Source organism: Sphingobium sp. AP50 (genome assembly GCF_900109095.1).
Classification (GTDB): domain Bacteria; phylum Pseudomonadota; class Alphaproteobacteria; order Sphingomonadales; family Sphingomonadaceae; genus Sphingobium.
Genome location: NZ_FNYZ01000023.1, coordinates 32,862 through 52,336, shown reverse-complemented (window position 1 = coordinate 52,336; position 19,475 = coordinate 32,862). Strand labels below are relative to the sequence as shown.

Here is a 19,475-nt window from a genome sequence, read left to right as displayed (position 1 = left end):
AAGATCACAATATCATTGCCGCGCCTTACCTGACAGATCGAACCCAGTAGAGCCTCGCGATCGGGGCCGGCAACGTCATAGGTCAGACCCGATTCTTTAAAAGACGGAAGCTTTCGCTAGCAACTTGCCCATTATGCCCGCTTCATAATTCATCACGGTATCGGAACGGAACGACGGCGCGACGCCCGGCGTGTTGGAATTGGGGCCGTCCGCACGATAGCCGCTCGCTCCGCGCAGATGGGGCATCAGATCGTGCGTATATAGATAGGTCGGGGTCAGCAACCAGATGATCGCGTCTTCTTTCGACGTGAACAGATGGTCTTCGCCCGGGCCGAAAACGCCTTGGACGGGGGTATCGACGACACTGAGAACCCGATAGTACTGTCCTTTGGCAGCATAGCGGATACCGCCCTGCCCATCAAACTTTTCGGTCGCATGATAGGTCAGATCGGCGAAGGCGCCTTTCTCCGCATAGCTGGAAATGCTCGAACCGCTAAAGACCGTGACATTGGGCGCGTTGCCGGTGCGGTCGATGGACTGCGTGAGTTTGGTGCGTTCATGAGTATAGAACACGACCGCCAGCCACTCGGCGACACTTCCCTGATTGGAGGAGCGGATTTCCTGCGTAAACTTGTTCGTTAGGATCGGTTCCCCGAACAAGTAGGTTCCGCCAGTGGGGCGGACTCCGACCCGCTCCAGCAGGGGCGACCCGAAACGGGCGGTTGAATCGTTGACCGTGGCTCTCTCATTAGGGGCCATGCAGTGATCGACGCGACCTGCATCGATTCGAGATCAACCGGGAGACGCGCAGTGCGAAGTTGCACTTCGTTGCTCGATGGCACGACTGCCGAACGCGACGTCCGAGGATTGGGCACGCCCCGGGGCTCGTAGACGACCGGCGTCATGGTTCCGATGGTCAGCATCGTCGGATAGCTGGAGCATATCGCGATCGCGGCGAATTCGGCGGAATTCTGCTTTGATACAATGCCGACAGCGTCACCGGCAGAATGTCGATAGGACGCAGGATCAGCGCAGCGCGTCCACCATAGACCCCATTCTTGTTGACCTACTCGACCAGTTCGCCTCCCGAAAAATGCTGTCGATGTAACCCGTATCGTCGCGTTAAAAGCCGCTGACGATCATGCCGATCTTGCCCCGTAAGATCGGCGCGTTCAGCGATCCGCGAACCGACCAGCCTTCCCGCCCGTCCGACCGTGTTCACGCCGGCTTCGGCCAAGCCTAAAAATTCCGTAGCACTCGGACCCTTGGTCACATATTTGATAAGTCCAACAAGACTCGACGCATCAGTTAGTGTTCCCTTCGGTTCGCGCAACACTCCAACCCGCTTCAAGGTCGCGGGGTCGAGGTCCGGAAGCGGCGGCTTGCCCAGATAGGTCGAAGATCCGAACTGGACATCGTCGATAAGGACGGAGACGGTTGGATTCGTCCCGCCGTCGGTGTTGATGCCACGCAGCGATATCCCGCGTCGTGTTGATGCAGAGCTGTATATCGTTGATGCGGGTATAGAAATCGCGGATGAAACCGAGATTCTGTTCGATTAGCGTGCTGGAGGTAACCGCGCTGACGGCTACCGGAGCGTCGATCAGACGCTCTTCGTGCTTTTGCGCGGTGACTACATTTTCGTCACCGGCGGCGGAAGCCTCTGCCACGTCTGTGCCGAGGCGGCCCCTGTCACCCAAAGCACAACGATAGCCGTTGAAACTCCAAGAGCAATATTAACAGCAAAGCGCATAGTATGTTTTCCCGAAATATTCTCCCGCCCCCCTTTTGGCTGCCTGCAAGCGTAAAGAATGGATAAGATACATACATGTATTGTTAGGCGCCTAATATCGCATCTCGCTGTAATATTCGCGTCGTCGTTTCGAGCGTTGCTGGCAGCGCCGTCCCTGCTGGGGTGAGGCGTTTCTCGAACGATCAAGCCATCCGGTACCACAGAAACTGAAAACGAGGGCTTCACCTTTCACTAGCCAGGAAATAAACAGCCAAAAGATCGAATATGGAAGTTTGAACAGCTTAATTGCGCAGCCGGTTCGAATTCACACCAACCTGCTTCCACCCAGTGGGCACCTCGGGTACGGCTAGACGCCGCCGGATTTCCGCAATCTCGAAGCTGTGAAAGACCCCGATCGACGCCGCAGCGACCGACGATCAAATGGCGTTAAAGCAAGTTGAAAGAAGGACTAAGAAAGGCAGTTGCATAGCTCATACACTTGTGTATCGTGATGGATGGGGTTGATGTCCGACGTGGTCCGGGCGCCAGTGCCGGCCTGTCGCAAAAGGGTGGTGGATGATTTTGAGACATAAGGCGATCGTCATTGTTATGACTGGTCTGTCACTGATTGCGACCGCTGCAAATGGCGCGGGGCAGGCTCCCGTTGGCACGGCTGCGACACCCGCAGTGTCCTCCTCCAGCTGGCCAGCACTCACCTTCATGGCAGACATTGGGCCAAGAAAGTTCGAAGCGCGGCGTCAGGGCACGTTCGGCGGCAAATCGATCCGCTATCGGGCGGGTCTGCAGGAAATGCTGGTTAAGGATCGAAAAGGCAAGCCAGCGACGAGCATGTTCGTCCACACTTTCACCGTGAAGGGCAAGGCCTCTCAATCTCCTCGTCCGGTCATTTTCATCTTCAACGGCGGCCCGGGCGCGGCATCCAACACCCTTATGTTCGGTGCGCTCGGACCGCAGCGCTTCACTAAGTTCGACATGGCTGCCATTGCCGACGTGAACACGCCCGTGGTCGACAACCGTGACACTGTGCTGGACGTCGCCGATCTTGTCTTCATCGATGCGCCGGAAACGGGTTTCGGCCGTCCGCTGCCGGGCAGCGATCCGCTGACCTTCCGGTCCAATGACGGCGATTCCTTTGCTTTCGCGCAGGTGATTCTTCGCTGGCTGACCGATCATGGCAACATGACCGCGCCTGTCTACATCGCGGGCGAAAGCTATGGATCGCTCCGATCGGTGATGCTCTCGCGCGATCTGGCGGCGGCCACCCCCCACTTGCGGGTGGCGGGCCTAATCCTGATTTCTCAGGCGATCACCTATAATGGGCCGCCGGAATCGAGTGTACGACGCCTGCCCGATCCGCTGCGGGCAGCCTATCGCCTGCCGGATATTGCCGCCCTTGGCTGGTATCATGGTCTGATCGATAACCGCAGCCAGACGCTCAGCCAGGCTGTTGAGGCGGCGCAACATTTCGAACTGGAGGAATATGCCCCGGCGCTGCTGGCAGGGAACCGACTAAATGATGAACGACGCGGGCAGATTGCGGCGCGCCTAGCCGGGCTGACCGGCATAGCCGCGGAAACGTGGCTTGCCGGAGGCCTGCGCATCGACAATCCGCGTCAGCAGATGCTGGCCGACAAAGGGCTGGCGCTGGGGCAATTCGACGGTCGTGAAACCGAACCACTGAACGCAGCGCCCAAGGATGCGGACCGCGACTGGGAAGGCGCGTTGCGTGGCATCACGATTGCCAGCGAACGCTACGCAGCGCAAATCCTGGGCGCTCGCGGCCTTCCTGCGTTCCGTTCGGTCGTCCCCAACCCTTATGCGTTCGAAGACACCTGGTCCTATATCAGGCCACCCGCCCCACTGCTTGACATTGTCCTTCAGGAACAGATGCGCGTGCAACCGCAAATGCGCCTCATGGTAACGCAGGGCGTGTTTGACACTACCAGTTCGATGGGTGCGACCGACTACTTGTTCAGTCAGATCGATGTTCCAGCCGATCGCATCACCTTTGCGCGCTACGGCGGCGGGCATATGCTCTATTCGGACACTGCAGGCCGCGCGGCCTTTGCCAACGACATCCGCGCCTTCGTGACGGGCCGTCCGGTCGCGTCGCGCGGCTATCCGCAGGTACCGCCAGCGGCAAAACAGTAAGAGACAGTATGATGGACGCTGAACAGCGGGCAAGCGCCCTAATCGAAAACAGCCTTGTTTGGGACACCCATTCCGGCTTCATGCCTGATCCGGCTGCGGATCTGGACAATCTGTCAATCTGGAGCCGCGCCGGGGTCGACTATCTGTCAATCAATGTCGGCTTCGATCTCATGCCCTGGCAGGAATGCGTGCGGACTGTCGCCAATTTCCGGCACCGCATTATTGCCCGGCCGGACCTCTACCGGCTGGCATCGACGGCAGACGACATCGCCGCCGCAGTAGCTGAGCGCAGGCTGGCCGTTAGCTTCGATCTTGAAGGAATGGCGGCGCTCGACGAACGCATCGAAATGGTCGAATTCTACCATCATCTAGGCGTGCGCCAAATGCATTTCGCCTATAACCGCAATTCGGCGGCGGGCGGCGGATGCCATGACGAGGATTGCGGCCTGACAGCCTTCGGCCGCTCCGTCATCGAAGAGATGAACCGCGTCGGCATGTTTGTCGACGTCAGTCACGCCGGTTATCGTACCAGCATGGACGCGATGGCCCATTCAGCGCAACCGGTTATCTTCTCCCATTCCAATGCCAAGGCCGTGGCGCCGCATGGGCGCAACATCACAGACGAACAAATCCGGGCCTGCGCCGCCACCGGCGGGGTGATCGGCGTGAACGGCATTGATCTGATGTTGGGGCGCGAAGCTCCACTTGCGCAGCGCATGGCAGATCATATCGACCATATCGTCGCGGTTGCGGGTCCCGATCATGTGGGATTGGGGCTGGACTATGGCTTCCCGGTAGAGGTCGCAGATATTGATGAGATCGTCGCGAAGAATCCGGAATATTGGCCGGTCGAAGAAGGCTACCATGACGGTTCTATCAGTTTCCTTCCACCCGGCGATCTGCCGCAGGTGGTCGCGATCTTGATCGAACGCGGTTATGATGGCGATACGCTGAAAGGAATTTTGGGCGGAAACTTTCTACGCGTGGCGAAAATCGTCTGGAAATGATTGAAGACCTGCTCAGTTGCTATCGGCCCGGCTGGTGTTTGGAGCGCCCTTTCTACCGCGAGGCGAGCACTCGCGCGCTGGAGGAGCAGTTGATCTTCTCTCGGAAATGGACGGTCGTCGCCCATGTCACGAACTGCCCCAGCTGGACGCGCATGTCGTCCAGTTTCTGTTCGGACAAGAAATCATCGTGGTAAATGCGGGCGCCGGCGGCTATCGCGAGTTCCACAATGTCTGCACCCGCCGCGGATCAAGAATCCGCAAGCAGGATGGCAAGAGTCCGCTGCTTGTCTGCCCTTACCATGCCTGGTCTCTCCGACTGACCGGAGAACTGCACAGCGTTAAGGATCTGCCCAATGGCACCGACGCGGCGGATCTGGCCCTGCGCCCGGTCACCTGCCACGAGGTCGAGGGTCTGATCTTCTACAGGGTAAATCCGGATGTGCTGCCGGACCTAGCGCCGCTCGGGGAGGCCTTGCGCCCAGCCATGCGCCATCAGGACTTTGCCCGGAATAATGTTGCGGTGCAGCGTAAATATCCCACCCGCGCAAACTTGAACCTGGTGCTCGAAAACTTCTTCGAATGTCATCATTGCCGGCCGGCACAACCCGCATATTTCCGCATGAATGGGCCTGTCGCCATCTCAGAAATCCCCGACAGCGCAGCCGCTGACAGCTGGCAGGATTTCGTGGCACAATGGCGGTCCGGGTTGAGCGGTTCCCCCTATTATGGCAGCGCCTGCGGACAGGGCGGCACAGAGGCGGTTCACATTTCCCTCTATCATCAGCCGATCGGCCTCGATCGAAAGACCGCATCACGCGGCGGTGATGCGATCGCCGCTCTTATGGGTGAATTCGATCAATATGATTGCGACGAAACGGCCTTCCACTTCGACCAACTCTGCTTCGCAAGTTCCTATAACGACCATATCGTCCTTTTCCAGTTCATGCCGCACGGCCCTGAAGACACCGATGTCGCTTTGACTTGGCTGGTGGACGAGCAAGCCGAGCTTGCATCGATCCACATGGATGACCTGACATTCATGTGGAATGTCACGATGCGCCAGGACAGGACGATCGGGGAGCAAAATGCGGCGGGGGTCGCTTCGCCCGCTTATTGGCCGGAGCCTTATACCGCGCTGGAGGCTCGGATGTCGGCCTTTGTCTGCGATTATGTCGCGACGATGGAGAGCCTGCTTTCGCAGCATGAAATTTCCGGAATCGACCGAATTTATATTAAAAAGGTACAGTTTGATGACGTCCACATCCCGCTCCATCCCCTTTTACGATGCCGATCAGGTTCGCGAACTGTTGGACTTTGAAGGGTGCATCGGCGCTGTGCGAGATGCGATGCGCAACTTCACTGCGGGCGGCACGGAACAGCCGCTGCGCACCATCATACCGCTCGCGCCAGGCGATCTCTTCGCTCTGATGCCTGGCATGCTGGAAGCGCCGCATGGTTTCGGCGCCAAGGTGATCACCGCTTATGCCGACCGCAACGACCCCGGCCGGTCGGCTCATCGGGGTGTCGTTGTGTTGTTCGATCGCGCCGACGGTACGGTCGCCTGCATCGCTGACGCGGGCGAAGTCACGCACATCCGGACGGCGGCGGCGAGCGCGGTCGCGACCGACGCGCTCGCCCGCCCGGACGCGAGCAGGCTGGCCGTCTATGGCTGCGGCGCGCAGGCATGGACGCATGTGCGGGCGATAGCGAAGGTCCGCGCGTTGAGCGAGATTATCGTCTGGGCGCGCAGCCAAGATGCGGCGGAGGCCTTTGCCGTTCGGGCGGAGGCGGCCACGGGGGTTCCGGCGCGCGCCGTGATGGACGGGCGGCTGGCAGCGCAGGACGCCGACATCATTTGCACTGTAACCGGTTCCGCGACCCCTGTCTTACTGGGCGAATGGGTCCGCCCCGGATCGCATGTCAATATCGTGGGATCCAGCCATGCCGGTCCGGTCGAGATCGACGACGCGCTGGTCGTCGGTAGCCGCTTCATCGCGGACAGTCGACGATCGGTGCTGGCGGCCGGGGCTGAGTTTTTGAACGCCAAGGCAGCAGGGCTGATCGACGATGATCATATCGTCGCAGAGATTGGGGAGGTCCTGCTCGGCCAGATCGATGGTAGAACTTCCAACGAAGACATCACTCTCTACAAATCGCTGGGCCATGTGGTGCAGGATCTGGCCGCTGCCGGATATGTCCACAGCAAAGCCCTGCAACGCTGACCGCAGCCTGCACCGCCGGTCCGCTCCGTCGCGCGGACCGGCGGGAGAAAATTGATCTTTTCTCCAAATGGAAAGAGACCACTCATACCCAAATTGCCATCATGATGGTGAGCGCAGCCGCGCTGCTTGCCGCGCCTGGTCTTATGCCGGGGCTGGCTGCAGCGGCAAGATCCATCCCCATGGTGGAAGCGGGTCGTGGCGATGTCACAGTCACTTGACATGTGGTTAAGCTGCAGGACGGAAGGCGAATGCGCTATACCGCGTGTGCGGGTTTTTTACGTCTTTTGGATGACGCGTCGCGGTAAGAGACTGCCATATCTATTTTGTCTCCTATACCGCCGATCAACCCGATACCACTCCGCCCCGTCCAGTCACCTTCTCCTTTCCAGGCGGGCCGGGGGCGCCGCATCGCTCAGCGAATCGACTCCGCTAATCAACAAAACGGAGAATGGCCGGGCAAGCCTAATCGACAATCCCGACACCATGCTGGCATCGACCGACATAGTGCTGATCCATCCTGTGGGGACGGGCTATAGTCGCATCAGCAAGCCCGAATTTGCGCCTCTTTTCTAGGGAATCAAGGCGGAACGGGATCCGATGGTGGACATCGTCCGCCTTTACCTGCGACGCTATCAGACGACCGACGCGCCGATCTTCCTGACCGGCGGCAGCTGGGCCAGCGTTCGGTCGATCATGGTGGCCGACGCGGCACTTGGCCGTGGCATCCCGATTCGTGGCGTCATCGTGTCGGCCGAGGGCTTGAGTCTGGCGACGATCGGGTCCGACAGCTATTACGCCAATCTGATCCCTGGTTTTGCCGTGATCGCGCAAGCCCATGGCAAGCTGACCGCCGATCTTCAGACTGATCGCGACAAAGTCGTCTGCGCAGGCGCGGGAATGGGCTTATGACGTTTACCTGCCTGCCATTGCCAAGGGCAATATGCTCCCGGCCGAGGACCGCCATCGGATCGCCCGCGAGATGGCGCGCTACTCCGGCCTGCGTCCCGAAGTGATCGAACGCTATGGCCTGAAGGTCGGGGCGGAAGATCTCGCCAACGAATTGCTGCGCGATCAAGGCAAATCGATCAGCTTCCACAACACCCGTATCGCCTGGCCACTCCAGACGGGCGCCTATGACGCGGCGCTGATGCCACAGTGCAATGCCCATCCCGGTTTGGCGGAGCGTCCGCTTCTCAACCGGACATTGGGTATGACGTCAAGCGACTATTATGCCGGGCCATTTGGTGGCGGCTGGCCGGTAAAGACGGTTTTTCGGACTGGATGCGGGTCTAATGGGGCATGGGTCTGGAACAGGCGCCCGTGGGCATCGGGATCGAGATCATCCTCCCGGCCTTTCACCTAATCGTCGCCCAGGGCGTCCACGTCTTTCTCGGGGAAGGCTATTATGACTGGGCCAGCCCGCCCGTCGGCGTCTACTATGTCGCGGCGCAGATTCCGGCCGAACGCAAGGACCAGCTTACAGTCGTTCATTATGATTCAGACCAATGCGTTCCGCACGAGGCGTTTGACAAGGATGCCAAGGCATTTATCGCGCGGACCCTGCAAGCACCTCCTCTACCCAGGAGCGCTTCTCTGGTGGGTGAGTGAACCGCGCCCTTAGAGCGCGCTGCGGTTTGATCAGACGCGTGAAGCGCTCGCCAGTTCTTGTGCAGCATCTTCTTAAGCGCGAACCTTCTCCTACCCCTTCGCAGGATGCTCCAGTCAGAGGTGCGCGGTGCCTGCTCGCGCCAATTCTTCCTGCAACCCCCGCGCGGCTCGCCAATAATGCCACGCCGCCCAGAATCCAGTCAGACTGGTCCCGACCAAGACCCAGCGCAGCGAATGGGACGGGTCGGCCAGATGCGGCGCAACAAGGTCGGAAAGCGCGCCAATGGCAAGCGGGGCAATCAGCAGATTGGCGACATTGGCGGCAAAAACAATGAACGCGCAGGTCAACGACCGCATCGTTGCCGGAACGAGATTGGTCGCCAGCGCCAGCGTCGGGCCGATATAAAGATAGATCAACGGCACGAAAAGCCACATCGCACCGATTGCGACCCCCGGTGAAACCGTGGCATAAGCCAGGGTTGAAGGGAAGGTCGGAAGGACCGTGGCGATCGCGACGAAGCGCGTCTGCCAGCGCGGATGACGATGCTGGAGGAACTTCATGACCCAGGCGGTGCCAAGCGTCACGCCCGTTCCTCCCACAGCATGCATCCATCCCAGAAGCTCGCCGCTCTGCTGGAGGGACATGTTGTAGCTACGCATCAGGAAAGACGGAGTCCACCACAGCAGACCCCATCCCCAGAAGGTGACCACGGTCGCCCCCGCGATGACATGCAACAGCGACCGCTGCTGCCCGACGAACGCCAGCGTGGTCCGCAACCGCACAGTCCGCGCTAGGGGTGCATCGTCTAGCCGTCCCCGTTGCGGCTCCCGCACGGTCAGCGCAACCAGCACCGCGAGCGGCAGGCCCAGTGCGCCGAAAACGATCAATACCGTACGCCAGCCATAATGGTCGGACAGATAACCGCCTAGTGACGAACCCAATGCCGCCCCCAAGGCGGCCCCCAACGCAAAGAGGGTAAGGGCAAAGCCCCGCGCCCGGGGCGGAAATTTGTCCGCCAGCAACGATTGGCAGGCCGGCGTGCCACCAGCCTCACCGATGCCAACGCCGATCCGTGCTACCAGCAGTTGTGCAAAGCTGTGCGTCATGCCGCACAAGGCGGTCAGCGCCGACCAGGCGGTCAGGGAGAAAACGATAAGCCGCATGCGGCTGGTGCGATCGGCAACCAAGCCAAGGGGAACGCCCGCCGCGACGTAGAACACCGCCATCGCAGCACCGGTCAACAGACCGACTGCTCCGTCGCTCAACTCGAACTCCGCCTTGATCGGCTCAATCAGAGTCGACACGACGAAGCGGTCCGCAATGTTGAGGGTATATACCAACATCAGCACCAGCAGTACATACCAGCGGTCCGGATCATGCCGAGGCAGGGCGCCCTCCTCCTTCACGGTCAGGCGCGAGCGAGCCGGTTTTCCGGATCGTAAAGCGCCCCTCGCACGATCCGGGCCGTCCTGCGTTCGCCGAGCACCGAAACTTCCAAGGGTTGATCGCTCTCTGCCACCACGCGGTCGACATAACCCATCGCAAGACTGGTCCCGGTACGATGACCATAGCCGCCAGAGGTCACGAAGCCGACGCGCTCATCGCCCAGCCAGACCGGCTCATAACCTGCGGCGTCCGCATCTGTAGCATCAACCGTCATAAGCACCAGCATCTGGGCTGAAGGCGTTTCGCGGGCCGCCAGTGCCGCGTCGCGCCCGATAAAATCGGGTTTGTCGAATGCGACGAACCGGTCAAGCCCGGCCGCCGATGGGATATAATCACGACTGAACTCGCGGCTCCAGACACCAAAGCCCTTTTCCAGCCGCATGGAATTGAGCGCGTGAAGCCCGAAATCCACCAGACCGAGGTCGGCACCCGCCTGCTCGATCGCGGCATAGACGGAGCGCAGATTGACCGCCGGCACATAAATTTCAAAGCCCAGCTCGCCCGACAGGGAAAGCCGCGCCACCGTCGCCGGCGCGAAACCGACATCGCCTTCGCGCACCGCCATGAATGGAAACGCTGTGGGCGTCAGATCCATCGCCGTCACCCGCTCCAGCAATTCCCGCGAACGCGGTCCCATCAGGATGAGGCCGCCCTGTTCGTTCGTCAGGTTGCGGACAATCACGTCCGCCCCCGCCAGATGCTCGGAGAACCAGCGGCCATGCCAGTTTTGGAGATAGCCCGATCCGAACAGCATGAACCGGTCTTCGGCCAGCCGCATCACTGTCATATCGCCCATCAGCCGGCCGGTTTCTCCGAGCAGCGGCGCCAGCCTGATCCTCCCAACAGAAGGCAGTTTATTGGTAATCAGCCGATCAAGCGCCTGCGCAGCGCGAGGCCCGCTGATCTCATATTTCGCGAAGGACGAGCTGTCGAACACGCCAACACCGTCGCGCACGCCGGCCACTTCCGCCGCGACCGAAAAAAAGGCATTGGACCGCTTCAGTGTCGGCGTTTCCACCGCTTCCTCGCCATCCGCAGCGAAGTAGAGCGGAATTTCAATACCGTAGCTGACACCAAACACGCCATTTTTCGCCTTCAGCTGATCATAAAGCGCGTCGGTCCGGCATGGACGTCCCGCGGGCCAATATTCGTTGGGATAAGCCAGCAAGAACCGGTTTGAATAAAATTCCTTCGCCTTGTCCGCCACATAGGTTGGTGTCGCATAGTCACCGAACCTAGCGACGTCCATGGCGAAAATGTCCACCTCCGGTTCGCCGTCGATGATCCATTGGGCGAGCGACAGACCGACGCCGCCGCCTTGGGCGAAGCCCGCCATGACGCCGCAGGCCGACCAGTAATTAGGCACGCCGGGTACCGGGCCCACCAGCGGATTGCCATCAGGCGTGAAGGTGAACGGTCCGTTAACGATGCGACGGATGCCTGCCTCCGCCACCGCCGGAAAGCGCTGATAGCCCTTGATCAGAGCATCGCTCAGACGATCCAGCTGGGGTTCGAGCAGTTCGGTCTCGCCATAGTCCCAGGGCGTACCCCCGACAGCCCACGGCGTGGCTTCCTTTTCGTAAACGCCTACGAGCATGCCCTTGCGCTCCTGACGCATGTAGATTTCCGCGTCGAGATCGAGGATCAGAGGCAGTTCATGATCCAACGCATCGATCTCGGGCAGATCATCCGTCAGCAGATAATGATGCTCCATCGGCACCAGCGGCAGGTGAACGCCGACCATGGCGCCCATTTCGCGCGCCCACAGGCCCGCCGCGTTCACGACATGCTCGGCCTCAATTTCCCCCTTGTCGGTTATGACCCGCCACGAGCCGCGCCCGGTCGGTTGCAGGTCCATAACCCTCGTGTGTCGGTAGATTTCCGCGCCGTTTAGCTTGGCCGCCTTCGCATAGGCATAGGTCACGCCGGAGGGATCGACATGTCCTTCATGCGTGTCGTAAATCGCGCCGTGAACGTCGGTGACGTCGATCAGCGGGCAAAGGCGCTTGATCTCCTCCGGCCCGACCAGTTCGGTTTGCAGGCCAAGCACACGATGACGAGCGAAATCCGCACGCAGAAAGTCCCAGCGGGCCTGCGTCGCGGCGATGTTGAGACCGCCGGTCATGTGCATGCCGACGCTCTGCTCGGACAGTTCCTCGATTTCCTTGTACAGAGCAATGGTATAGCTTTGTAGCTTGGCGATGCCCGGATCGCTGTTCAACGCATGAAAGCCCCCGGCCGCGTGCCAGCTCGACCCGGCCGTCAGTTCCTTGCGCTCGATCAGGACGACATCGGTCCAGCCGAGCTTCGTCAGATGGTAGAGAACACTGCACCCGACGACCCCACCGCCGATCACTGCTACACGCGTATGCGTTTTCATGAAATTCTTTCTCCACTCAGGACAGCCAAGCGCCCCGCAAAAATGTGACGGCGGCTGGCATTGCGACCACGCACTCTATTATGCCTGCATTACCGTTTTGGCTGATTTGTTTACTCGTCCATATGAAATGACCTTCATGGCCGAGACATACGATACATAATTGTATCGCATGATCAAGCGCTGGCGAACTTCCTACGCGTCTCCTGCACCCCCACCGCCCACGTTCGTTCAGCGAAAGCGATGGTGTTGTCCAGCAGTATGTCGACGGTCATCGGCCCCACGCCGCCGGGGACCGGGATTATTTCCGATGCTTTCTGCGCCAAGCCTTCAAAATCGAGGTCCCCGATGATCCGTCCATCGAGCAGATGATTAATGCCGACATCGACGACCGCGACATTCTGGCCGTCGATCGGCACGCCCTCGCTTTCCAGCAGTTTGACGACACCAATAGGGGTGCAGGGCGAGACGATCACGCTTCCCGTCATTAAACCGCCGACATTGTAGAGATGAAAGCCGTCGACATCCTTCTCCACCGCGATTGTCGTCATAACCCGGTGGAAGTCGACATGGGGCGGCAGGGGCAACTGGACCAATATGCCATATACTACGTCGTCGGCTTGAGTTCGGCGATGGCATCGACCAGTCCTGCGGTCGATGCCGTCGCCGCAAAACTTTGGTAGAAAGATGCTATGCCTGCCTTTTCGCAAGCCTTTATTTTGTTGCGGACGTAGCCTTCCAAGGCAGGATCGTCTCCGACCAGCAGGACTGCCAATCCGACCGGCGGAGAACCCTGATCGGCCAGTTTCCGTGTGCGGCCTTTCAACTCTGCCCGCGATCTGGTCGCGAGTGCGCGTTGTCAATGCGTTTGGCCGTCATACATCCTCCGAATATGCCGGACGATCCAGCCGTCCGCAGCCATGTCCATCTGCATCAGCATAAAGCGGTTCTGCCTGTGCTCACCGCTGCGGCGCGAAGACGACGGTCTTGTTGCCATTCATGATGATGCGATGTTCCGACTGCCAGGACACGGCGCGAGCCAGCACAGAACATTCGATGTCGCGGCCGACATTCACCAGCTGTTCCGCGCTCAGCATGTGAGAAACCTTGACCGCATCCTGTTCGATGATCGGTCCCTCATCCAGATCCGTGGTCACATAATGGGCGGTCGCGCCGATCATCTTCACCCCCCTCGCATGCGCCTGGTGATAGGGCTTGGCGCCCTTAAAGCTGGGCAGGAAGCTGTGATGGATATTGATACACTTGCCCGAAAGAAAGGCGCAAAGGTCAGGCGAAAGAATCTGCATATAGCGGGCAAGAATTACCAGATCGACGTCCAGATCCTTGACTAGATCGATGATCTTGCCTTCCTGTCCCGCCTTGCTGTCTCTGCTCACGGCAAGATGGTGATAGGGTATGCCGTTCCATTCGACAAAGGACCGCATGTCGTCATGATTGGAGATGATGGCAGGTATGTCGATGTTCAGCAGTCCGGCCTTCCAGCGATGCAGAAGATCTTGCAGGCAATGGCCGAATTTCGACACGGCGATCAGAACGCGCGGCTTCACCGAGGCGTCATGCAGTTCCCAGTCCATGTCGAACTGCACGGCGATCGGCTCAAAACCCGCCCGCCACGCGTCAAGCGAACCCATTTTTCCGCCCTCATCGCGATAGACCGTGCGCATGTAGAAGACGCTGGTCGACTCGTCATGATAATGGCTGGATTCGACGATCGACGCTTCATTGTCGAACAGATAACCCGAAACGGTAGAGACGATCCCCCTGCGATCGGGGCAGCGCAACAAATGAATATATGTCTTCTGAGAATGATCCATAGTCGAACTTTCAGTTGAATTCCTTGATCGCGTCTTCGAACCAGTCGATCATGTGGCTCGTGTAACTGCGATCGGCATAGACATTGAACAGTGGCGCATCGGAAACGCATTCGATCAACAGGCGCGTCTGGGCGAACAGGGTCTGCGCGCATTGGCCAGCGCAGAAACTCCGTGGATGAAGGTCGATGCTCGTTCCCTTGGCGAGCAGGCTTCGGGCCAGGCCGCCGCCGATCTCGAACAAGGTGCGCCCCTCGGTTACATCAGCGGCATGACAAAGTGATGCGCCCGTATCAACCGTGTTAAGCGGCGGCTGTGCATCGCCCACGATCATCCAGTCATGGGGTGCCAGCGACATAATCCGTGGATCAATCCCGACCGCCATGTTGATCCCCTGCGGCAGCGCATGTCCCAGCACCGCCGCATAACTATCTAACAGAGCCTGAGTTGGCTTGCGCACGCGCAGAAGGGATATCCGCGCTACCGGCGCTTGACGAATCCAGAGCTTCGATCCCCCGATCGCCCATTTTACCTCAGCCATTCAAACGCTCCCCCGACGGATCATAAGCGGCCAGCGCCACGACCTCGGCCGGGCGATGCCCCTGATCTGTCATCACCATCACCGTTTCGCCCCGCCGCCGCATGCCACCGGCCAGCATGCCCATAGCCACCCCCCTGCCTAATATCGGACTGAAGCTCGAAGAGGTGACGAATCCCGCGCTTCCGGCAGATCCGGCCGGCGCGGCAATATGCGCGCCGACCGGCAGCGCCTGCGTTCCATCCTGCGCGCGAAGGCCGACCAGTTGCAGCCGGTGATGCGACTGGTCATTGGGCCGCAGCAGCGACCGTTTGCCGACAAAATCGCATTTCTTCTTTAGGACATGGCCCCAGCCGACATCGAGCGGCGAGGTAGTTCCATCGGTATCCGCGCCGATATGCAGGAAACCCTTTTCGGTTCGCAGGACCATCCACGCATCCACGCCGACCGGCGCGATGCCATGTGGCTTACCGGCATTCATCACGGCGTCCCACAGGGTCTCGACCTGAGAGCTCGGCACGTTGATCTCATATGATATTTCGCCGGTATAGCTGACCCGGAAAACGCGCGCCTGGATGCCCGCGACATGACCTTCCACGAAGCTCATATGCGGGAAGGCCGAAGCATCGACGGCAAAATCCGTGCCCAGTGCCTGAAGCAAGTCGCGCGCCGCCGGTCCGCTGATCGTCAGCACCCCCCAGCTGGTCGATATGGGCGCGACGATCACATCGAAGTCGAGCCATTCGCATTGCAGCCATTCTTCCAACCAAGCAGCGATGCGGTCTGCGCCCGCGCCGGTCGTGCCTACCAGATAATGATCGTCCGCCAACTTCGCCGTAACACCGTCATCGATGATGACGCCCAATTCGTTGAGCATTAGGCCATAGCGGCATCGCCCGGCCTTCAGGGTCGACATGGTGTTCGCATAGATGAGGTCGAGGAATTTACCCGCGTCCGGTCCCTTCACCTCGATCTTTCCCAGCGGAGAACCTTCGAACAGCCCCACCCCGTTTCGTACCAACAGGGCTTCGCGCTGTTCCGCCGCATGCGGCGTCTCGCCGGGCAGCGGGTAGTAGGCGGGGCGCAGCCAGCCGCCATAATCCTCGAACGCGGCATCATGGGCGGCGTGGCGGCGATGCCCAGGCATGGTACGGAACGGGCGGAACAATTTGCCCGTAGCCGCACCCCGGAAACTACCCAGCGGAACCGGGGTAAAGGGGAAGCGATAACGCGTAGTGCCGGTTTCCCCGATCGATCGCCCGGTCAGCGACGCCATGATGGCCAGAGCGTTGACGTTCGACGTCTTGCCCTGATCGGCCGCCATGCCGAGCGTCGTGTAGCGTTTCAAATGTTCGACCGAGACGAAACTTTCCTGCTTCGCCAGCGCGATATCTGACACGGAAACATCGTTTTGGAAATCGACGAACGCCTTGTTCCTTCCGCCCCTCACTGACCATAGCGGTTCCATGGCCTGCGCCACCCTTCCGGCTGCGGCGCGCGGCGGACTTGCCTCCGCGTCGAAACCAAGGCCCGTCACGCACTCCAACCCTGCCTGGTGGCCCTCTGCCAGACAGGCTGGCAGATCCATCGCACCAGCGGCACCGCCGACCGGCGTGACCGCCTGTCCGACCCATGCTGGCGCAAAAAACGCCTTATTCTCGTCATAGGCGAGTTTGCCTCCCGCCTGACAATAAAGATGGACCGTCGGATTATAGCCGCCAGACATCGCCAGAAGGTCGCAGTCGATCCAGCGGGTCTTGCCCGAACTGTCGCGCAACTGAACAGACGACAGCCCCTTATAGCCTTTGGTGTCGCAGATGACCGCCCCGGGGTGAACCGCGACATTGCGCGCGCCCAAGGCCCGCACAAAATCCGCTGGTGCCTGCCGCGGGTCGACGACCGCCGCCACCTGCACGCCCGCATCGAGCAACTGGAAGGCTGTCCGATAGCCATGGTCGTTATTGGTGAACAGCACCGCGCGTCGTCCCGGCGCCACGGCGTAGCGCATCAGATATTCGCGCACGGCCGACGCCAGCATCACGCCCGGACGATCGTTGCCGCCAAAGGCGATCGGGCGCTCCAATGCCCCCGTCGCCAGAATCACCTGCTTCGCGCGCACCTGCCACAGACGGCATGCAGTGGCACCGTCCCTTGTCAGGCTATTCGGATCCCAGGCCAGCCGTTCGATCAGCGTCAGCGCGTTATGGTCGAAATATCCGACCGCCGCCGTGCGGGTCAACACGGTCATTTCCGGCTCCGCCTCGAACATCGCGGCGCTTTCGGCAATCCATTGCGCGGCCGACTTGCCGTCGATCGGTTCTGCGTCCCAGTTCAGACTTCCGCCCAAAATGCCATCCTGCTCGACCAGGATCACTCGTGCACCCGACCGGGCCGCGGCGCGGGAAGCGGCAAGCCCGGCCGCTCCCGATCCGATCACCAGCACATCGCAATGCGCATAGCGCGTCTCATAGCGGTCGGGATCGGGCAGTTTGGGCACCCTCCCTAGTCCGGCCGCCTTGCGGATGATGGTTTCATAAAGGTGCCAGTCTGGCCACATGAATGTCTTGTAGTAGAAGCCTGCGCTCAAAAAGCAGGAAAACAGATTGTTGGCGCCCCCAATGTCGAAATTGACATTGGGCCAGCAATTAACGGCCACCGCCGTCAGGCCATCGAACAATTCCACTTCGGTTGCCCGGATATTAGGTGTAGAGCGATTCCCACTTCCCAATTGCATCAGGGCATTGGGTTCCTCGACACCGGCGCCCAATATGCCCCGGGGCCGATGATATTTGAAGGATCGGCCTAGCACTCGCACGCCGTTGGCAAGCAGCGCCGACGCCAGAGTATCTCCTTCAAAACCGATATAGCTGCGCCCTCCGAAGGTGAAGGAGAGCGGCCGGCTCCTGTCGATCAGTCCACCGGTGTCCAGACGGAAGCGCTGGGCCGGTCCGCTCATAGCGCGCCTCCTTCGTCGGATGGGTTGGGAACAGGTTGACGCATCTGATATACTGCCAGTATCTGATGGTTCACGGTGTCGCGCAGCATGTTGAACCAGCGGCCGCAGCCAAATTGATGCACCCAGCGTTCGGCATGAGGACCTCGCGGATTGTCGCGAGCGAACAGATAGTCCCCCCATCGTGCATCGCTGACATCCTCGGCCGGACCGGGACGCTGGATATGGCTCTGGCCGCCACAATGAAATTCATGCTCATCGCGAGGGCCGCACCATGGACATCCGATCAAAAGCATTCCTCGCCTCCTTAATGCGCGATACCGGAGGCAGCAGCCTCATCGATCAAGGCGCCGGTCGTGAACCGGTCCAGCGAAAAGGGTGCGGCCAGCCTATGCGGCTGTCCGGTCGCGATGTGGTGCGCCAGCAATGTCCCGCCGGCCGGAATGGCCTTGAAACCGCCAGTGCCCCAGCCGCAGTTGATGTACAGGCCGGGCACTGGCGTACGGCCGATGATCGGACTGGAATCAGGCACCACATCGACGATGCCCGCCCATTGACGCAGGAACCGCACCCGCGCCAGTGCCGGATATTGCTCAGCAATGGCGCCCAGAACGTTGCGAGCCACCGGCATGTTGCCGCGCTGCGCATAGGAGGGATAATGATCGAGCGCGCCGCCTATGACTAGCCCTCCCTTATCGGACTGGCTGACATAGGTGCCCGTAGCCAGCGACAGGACGACGGTGTCGATTACCGGCTTGAGCGGTTCAGAAACGAAGGCCTGCAACGCGTAGCTCGTCACCGGCAGACGGAAGCCCGCCATATTCGCCAATACCGTCGAGCTGCCTGCTACGGCAAGACCCACCTTGTTGCAGCCGATTGGGCCGCGTGACGTTTCCACGCCCGTCACCCGCCCGTCAGACGTCCGGCGAAACCCGGTGACCTCGCAATTTTGAATGATGTCGACGCCCAGCGAATCCGCCGCTCGCGCATACCCCCAGGCCACCGCATCGTGCCGCGCCGTACCGGCCTTTTCCTGTGCGAAGCCGCCGTAAACGGGATAGCGCGCCGTCGCCGACACGTCCAGAAAAGGCACGCGGCGCGCAATGTCGTCTTTGCTCAGCATGCGTGTTGCAACGCCGTTGCTGTTCATCGCGCCGACCCAGCGGGCGGCGGCTTCCATATCATGCCTGCTGTGCGCGATGGTGACGATCCCGCGCTGGCTGAACATCACATTGTAATTCAGTTCCTTGTGCAGCTTTTCATATAGATTGACCGAAAGGTCATACAGCCGTGCGCTTTCCGGGTAATAATAGTTGGAGCGGATGACTGTGGTATTGCGGCCAGTATTGCCGCCGCCGATCCAGCCCTTTTCCAGCACGGCGATATTTCGAAGGCCGTGATTTTTTGCTAAATAATAGGCCGTCGCAAGCCCATGCCCACCGCCACCGATAATTATCGTATCATAGGACGGCTGCGGTTCAGCGTCTCTCCAGGCGGCCCCCCAGCTGGAATGACCTGTCAACCCTTCCTTGATCAGCTTCCAGAGTGAGTAGCGACTTTTCATTCATGCCTCAACGTGTAACGAAT

General features: G+C 60.1%; 17 protein-coding genes and 1 pseudogene. 7 read left to right on the top strand and 11 right to left on the bottom strand.

What is annotated here, in order from left to right:
* Positions 1-96: 96 nt before the first annotated feature.
* Positions 97-660, bottom strand: coding sequence for a TonB-dependent receptor (locus tag BMY84_RS24830; protein WP_093087497.1), 564 nt, complete (start codon positions 658-660; stop codon positions 97-99).
* Between the two features lie 406 nt (positions 661-1,066).
* Positions 1,067-1,510 carry a TonB-dependent receptor plug domain-containing protein gene (locus BMY84_RS30905; protein WP_371262448.1) on the bottom strand — a complete coding sequence of 148 codons (444 nt, stop codon included), beginning with the start codon at positions 1,508-1,510 and terminating at the stop codon, positions 1,067-1,069.
* An 831-nt stretch (positions 1,511-2,341) separates the two neighbouring features.
* On the opposite strand from BMY84_RS30905, the gene BMY84_RS24820 reads away from it, so the two are divergent.
* From BMY84_RS24820 to BMY84_RS24790, 7 genes are all read left to right on the top strand, one after another.
* Positions 2,342-3,904, top strand: coding sequence for a S10 family serine carboxypeptidase-like protein (locus BMY84_RS24820; RefSeq protein ID WP_177204186.1), 1,563 nt, complete (start codon positions 2,342-2,344; stop codon positions 3,902-3,904).
* 8 nt (positions 3,905-3,912) lie between these two features.
* Positions 3,913-4,911, top strand: a complete 999-nt coding sequence (locus BMY84_RS24815; RefSeq protein ID WP_177204185.1) for a dipeptidase — start codon at positions 3,913-3,915, stop codon at positions 4,909-4,911.
* 106 nt (positions 4,912-5,017) lie between these two features.
* Positions 5,018-6,229 carry an aromatic ring-hydroxylating oxygenase subunit alpha gene (locus tag BMY84_RS24810; protein ID WP_093087491.1) on the top strand — a complete coding sequence of 404 codons (1,212 nt, stop codon included), beginning with the start codon at positions 5,018-5,020 and terminating at the stop codon, positions 6,227-6,229.
* Entirely contained in the window at positions 6,162-7,133 is a 972-nt protein-coding gene (locus BMY84_RS24805) for an ornithine cyclodeaminase family protein (protein ID WP_093087489.1), read from the top strand. The genes BMY84_RS24810 and BMY84_RS24805 overlap by 68 nt, the downstream gene beginning before the upstream one ends.
* A 597-nt stretch (positions 7,134-7,730) precedes the next feature.
* Positions 7,731-8,042 carry a hypothetical protein gene (locus BMY84_RS24800; RefSeq protein WP_093087487.1) on the top strand — a complete coding sequence of 104 codons (312 nt, stop codon included), beginning with the start codon at positions 7,731-7,733 and terminating at the stop codon, positions 8,040-8,042.
* 31 nt (positions 8,043-8,073) lie between these two features.
* Positions 8,074-8,496: a hypothetical protein gene (locus BMY84_RS24795; RefSeq protein ID WP_093087485.1), complete on the top strand. Its 423-nt coding sequence runs from the start codon at positions 8,074-8,076 to the stop codon at positions 8,494-8,496.
* Complete coding sequence (locus BMY84_RS24790) at positions 8,454-8,741, top strand: hypothetical protein (RefSeq protein ID WP_093087483.1); 288 nt, start codon at positions 8,454-8,456, stop codon at positions 8,739-8,741. Before BMY84_RS24795 ends, BMY84_RS24790 begins: the two co-directional genes overlap by 43 nt.
* A gap of 114 nt (positions 8,742-8,855) precedes the next feature.
* Here the strand turns inward: BMY84_RS24790 and BMY84_RS24785 are convergent, their stop codons facing one another.
* The 9 genes and pseudogenes from BMY84_RS24785 to BMY84_RS24750 all read right to left on the bottom strand — a co-directional run bounded on the left by BMY84_RS24785 (position 8,856) and on the right by BMY84_RS24750 (position 19,452).
* Entirely contained in the window at positions 8,856-10,085 is a 1,230-nt protein-coding gene (locus tag BMY84_RS24785; RefSeq protein WP_143075154.1) for an MFS transporter, read from the bottom strand.
* 65 nt (positions 10,086-10,150) lie between these two features.
* The gene (locus BMY84_RS24780; RefSeq protein ID WP_093087479.1) at positions 10,151-12,568 is read right to left on the bottom strand and encodes a GcvT family protein; all 2,418 of its coding nucleotides are present in this window, start codon (positions 12,566-12,568) and stop codon (positions 10,151-10,153) included.
* Positions 12,569-12,741: 173 nt separating this feature from the next.
* On the bottom strand, positions 12,742-13,053 hold the full coding sequence (locus tag BMY84_RS30640; protein WP_256215434.1) for a hypothetical protein: 312 nt from the start codon (positions 13,051-13,053) through the stop codon (positions 12,742-12,744).
* A gap of 90 nt (positions 13,054-13,143) precedes the next feature.
* Positions 13,144-13,391: pseudogene (locus tag BMY84_RS30635) on the bottom strand (tetrahydrofolate dehydrogenase/cyclohydrolase catalytic domain-containing protein); the annotation flags it as partial.
* A 133-nt stretch (positions 13,392-13,524) separates the two neighbouring features.
* Entirely contained in the window at positions 13,525-14,400 is an 876-nt protein-coding gene (gene purU, locus BMY84_RS24770; protein ID WP_093087477.1) for a formyltetrahydrofolate deformylase, read from the bottom strand.
* Positions 14,401-14,410: 10 nt separating this feature from the next.
* Positions 14,411-14,938, bottom strand: a complete 528-nt coding sequence (locus BMY84_RS24765) for a sarcosine oxidase subunit gamma (RefSeq protein WP_093087475.1) — start codon at positions 14,936-14,938, stop codon at positions 14,411-14,413.
* On the bottom strand, positions 14,931-17,891 hold the full coding sequence (locus BMY84_RS24760) for a sarcosine oxidase subunit alpha family protein (protein WP_093087473.1): 2,961 nt from the start codon (positions 17,889-17,891) through the stop codon (positions 14,931-14,933). The genes BMY84_RS24765 and BMY84_RS24760 overlap by 8 nt, the downstream gene beginning before the upstream one ends.
* A complete protein-coding gene (locus BMY84_RS24755) occupies positions 17,888-18,184 on the bottom strand; it encodes a sarcosine oxidase subunit delta (RefSeq protein WP_093087471.1) in 297 nt (98 codons plus the stop codon). Before BMY84_RS24755 ends, BMY84_RS24760 begins: the two co-directional genes overlap by 4 nt.
* A gap of 11 nt (positions 18,185-18,195) precedes the next feature.
* The gene (locus BMY84_RS24750) at positions 18,196-19,452 is read right to left on the bottom strand and encodes a sarcosine oxidase subunit beta family protein (protein ID WP_093087469.1); all 1,257 of its coding nucleotides are present in this window, start codon (positions 19,450-19,452) and stop codon (positions 18,196-18,198) included.
* Between the last annotated feature and the right edge of the window lie 23 nt (positions 19,453-19,475).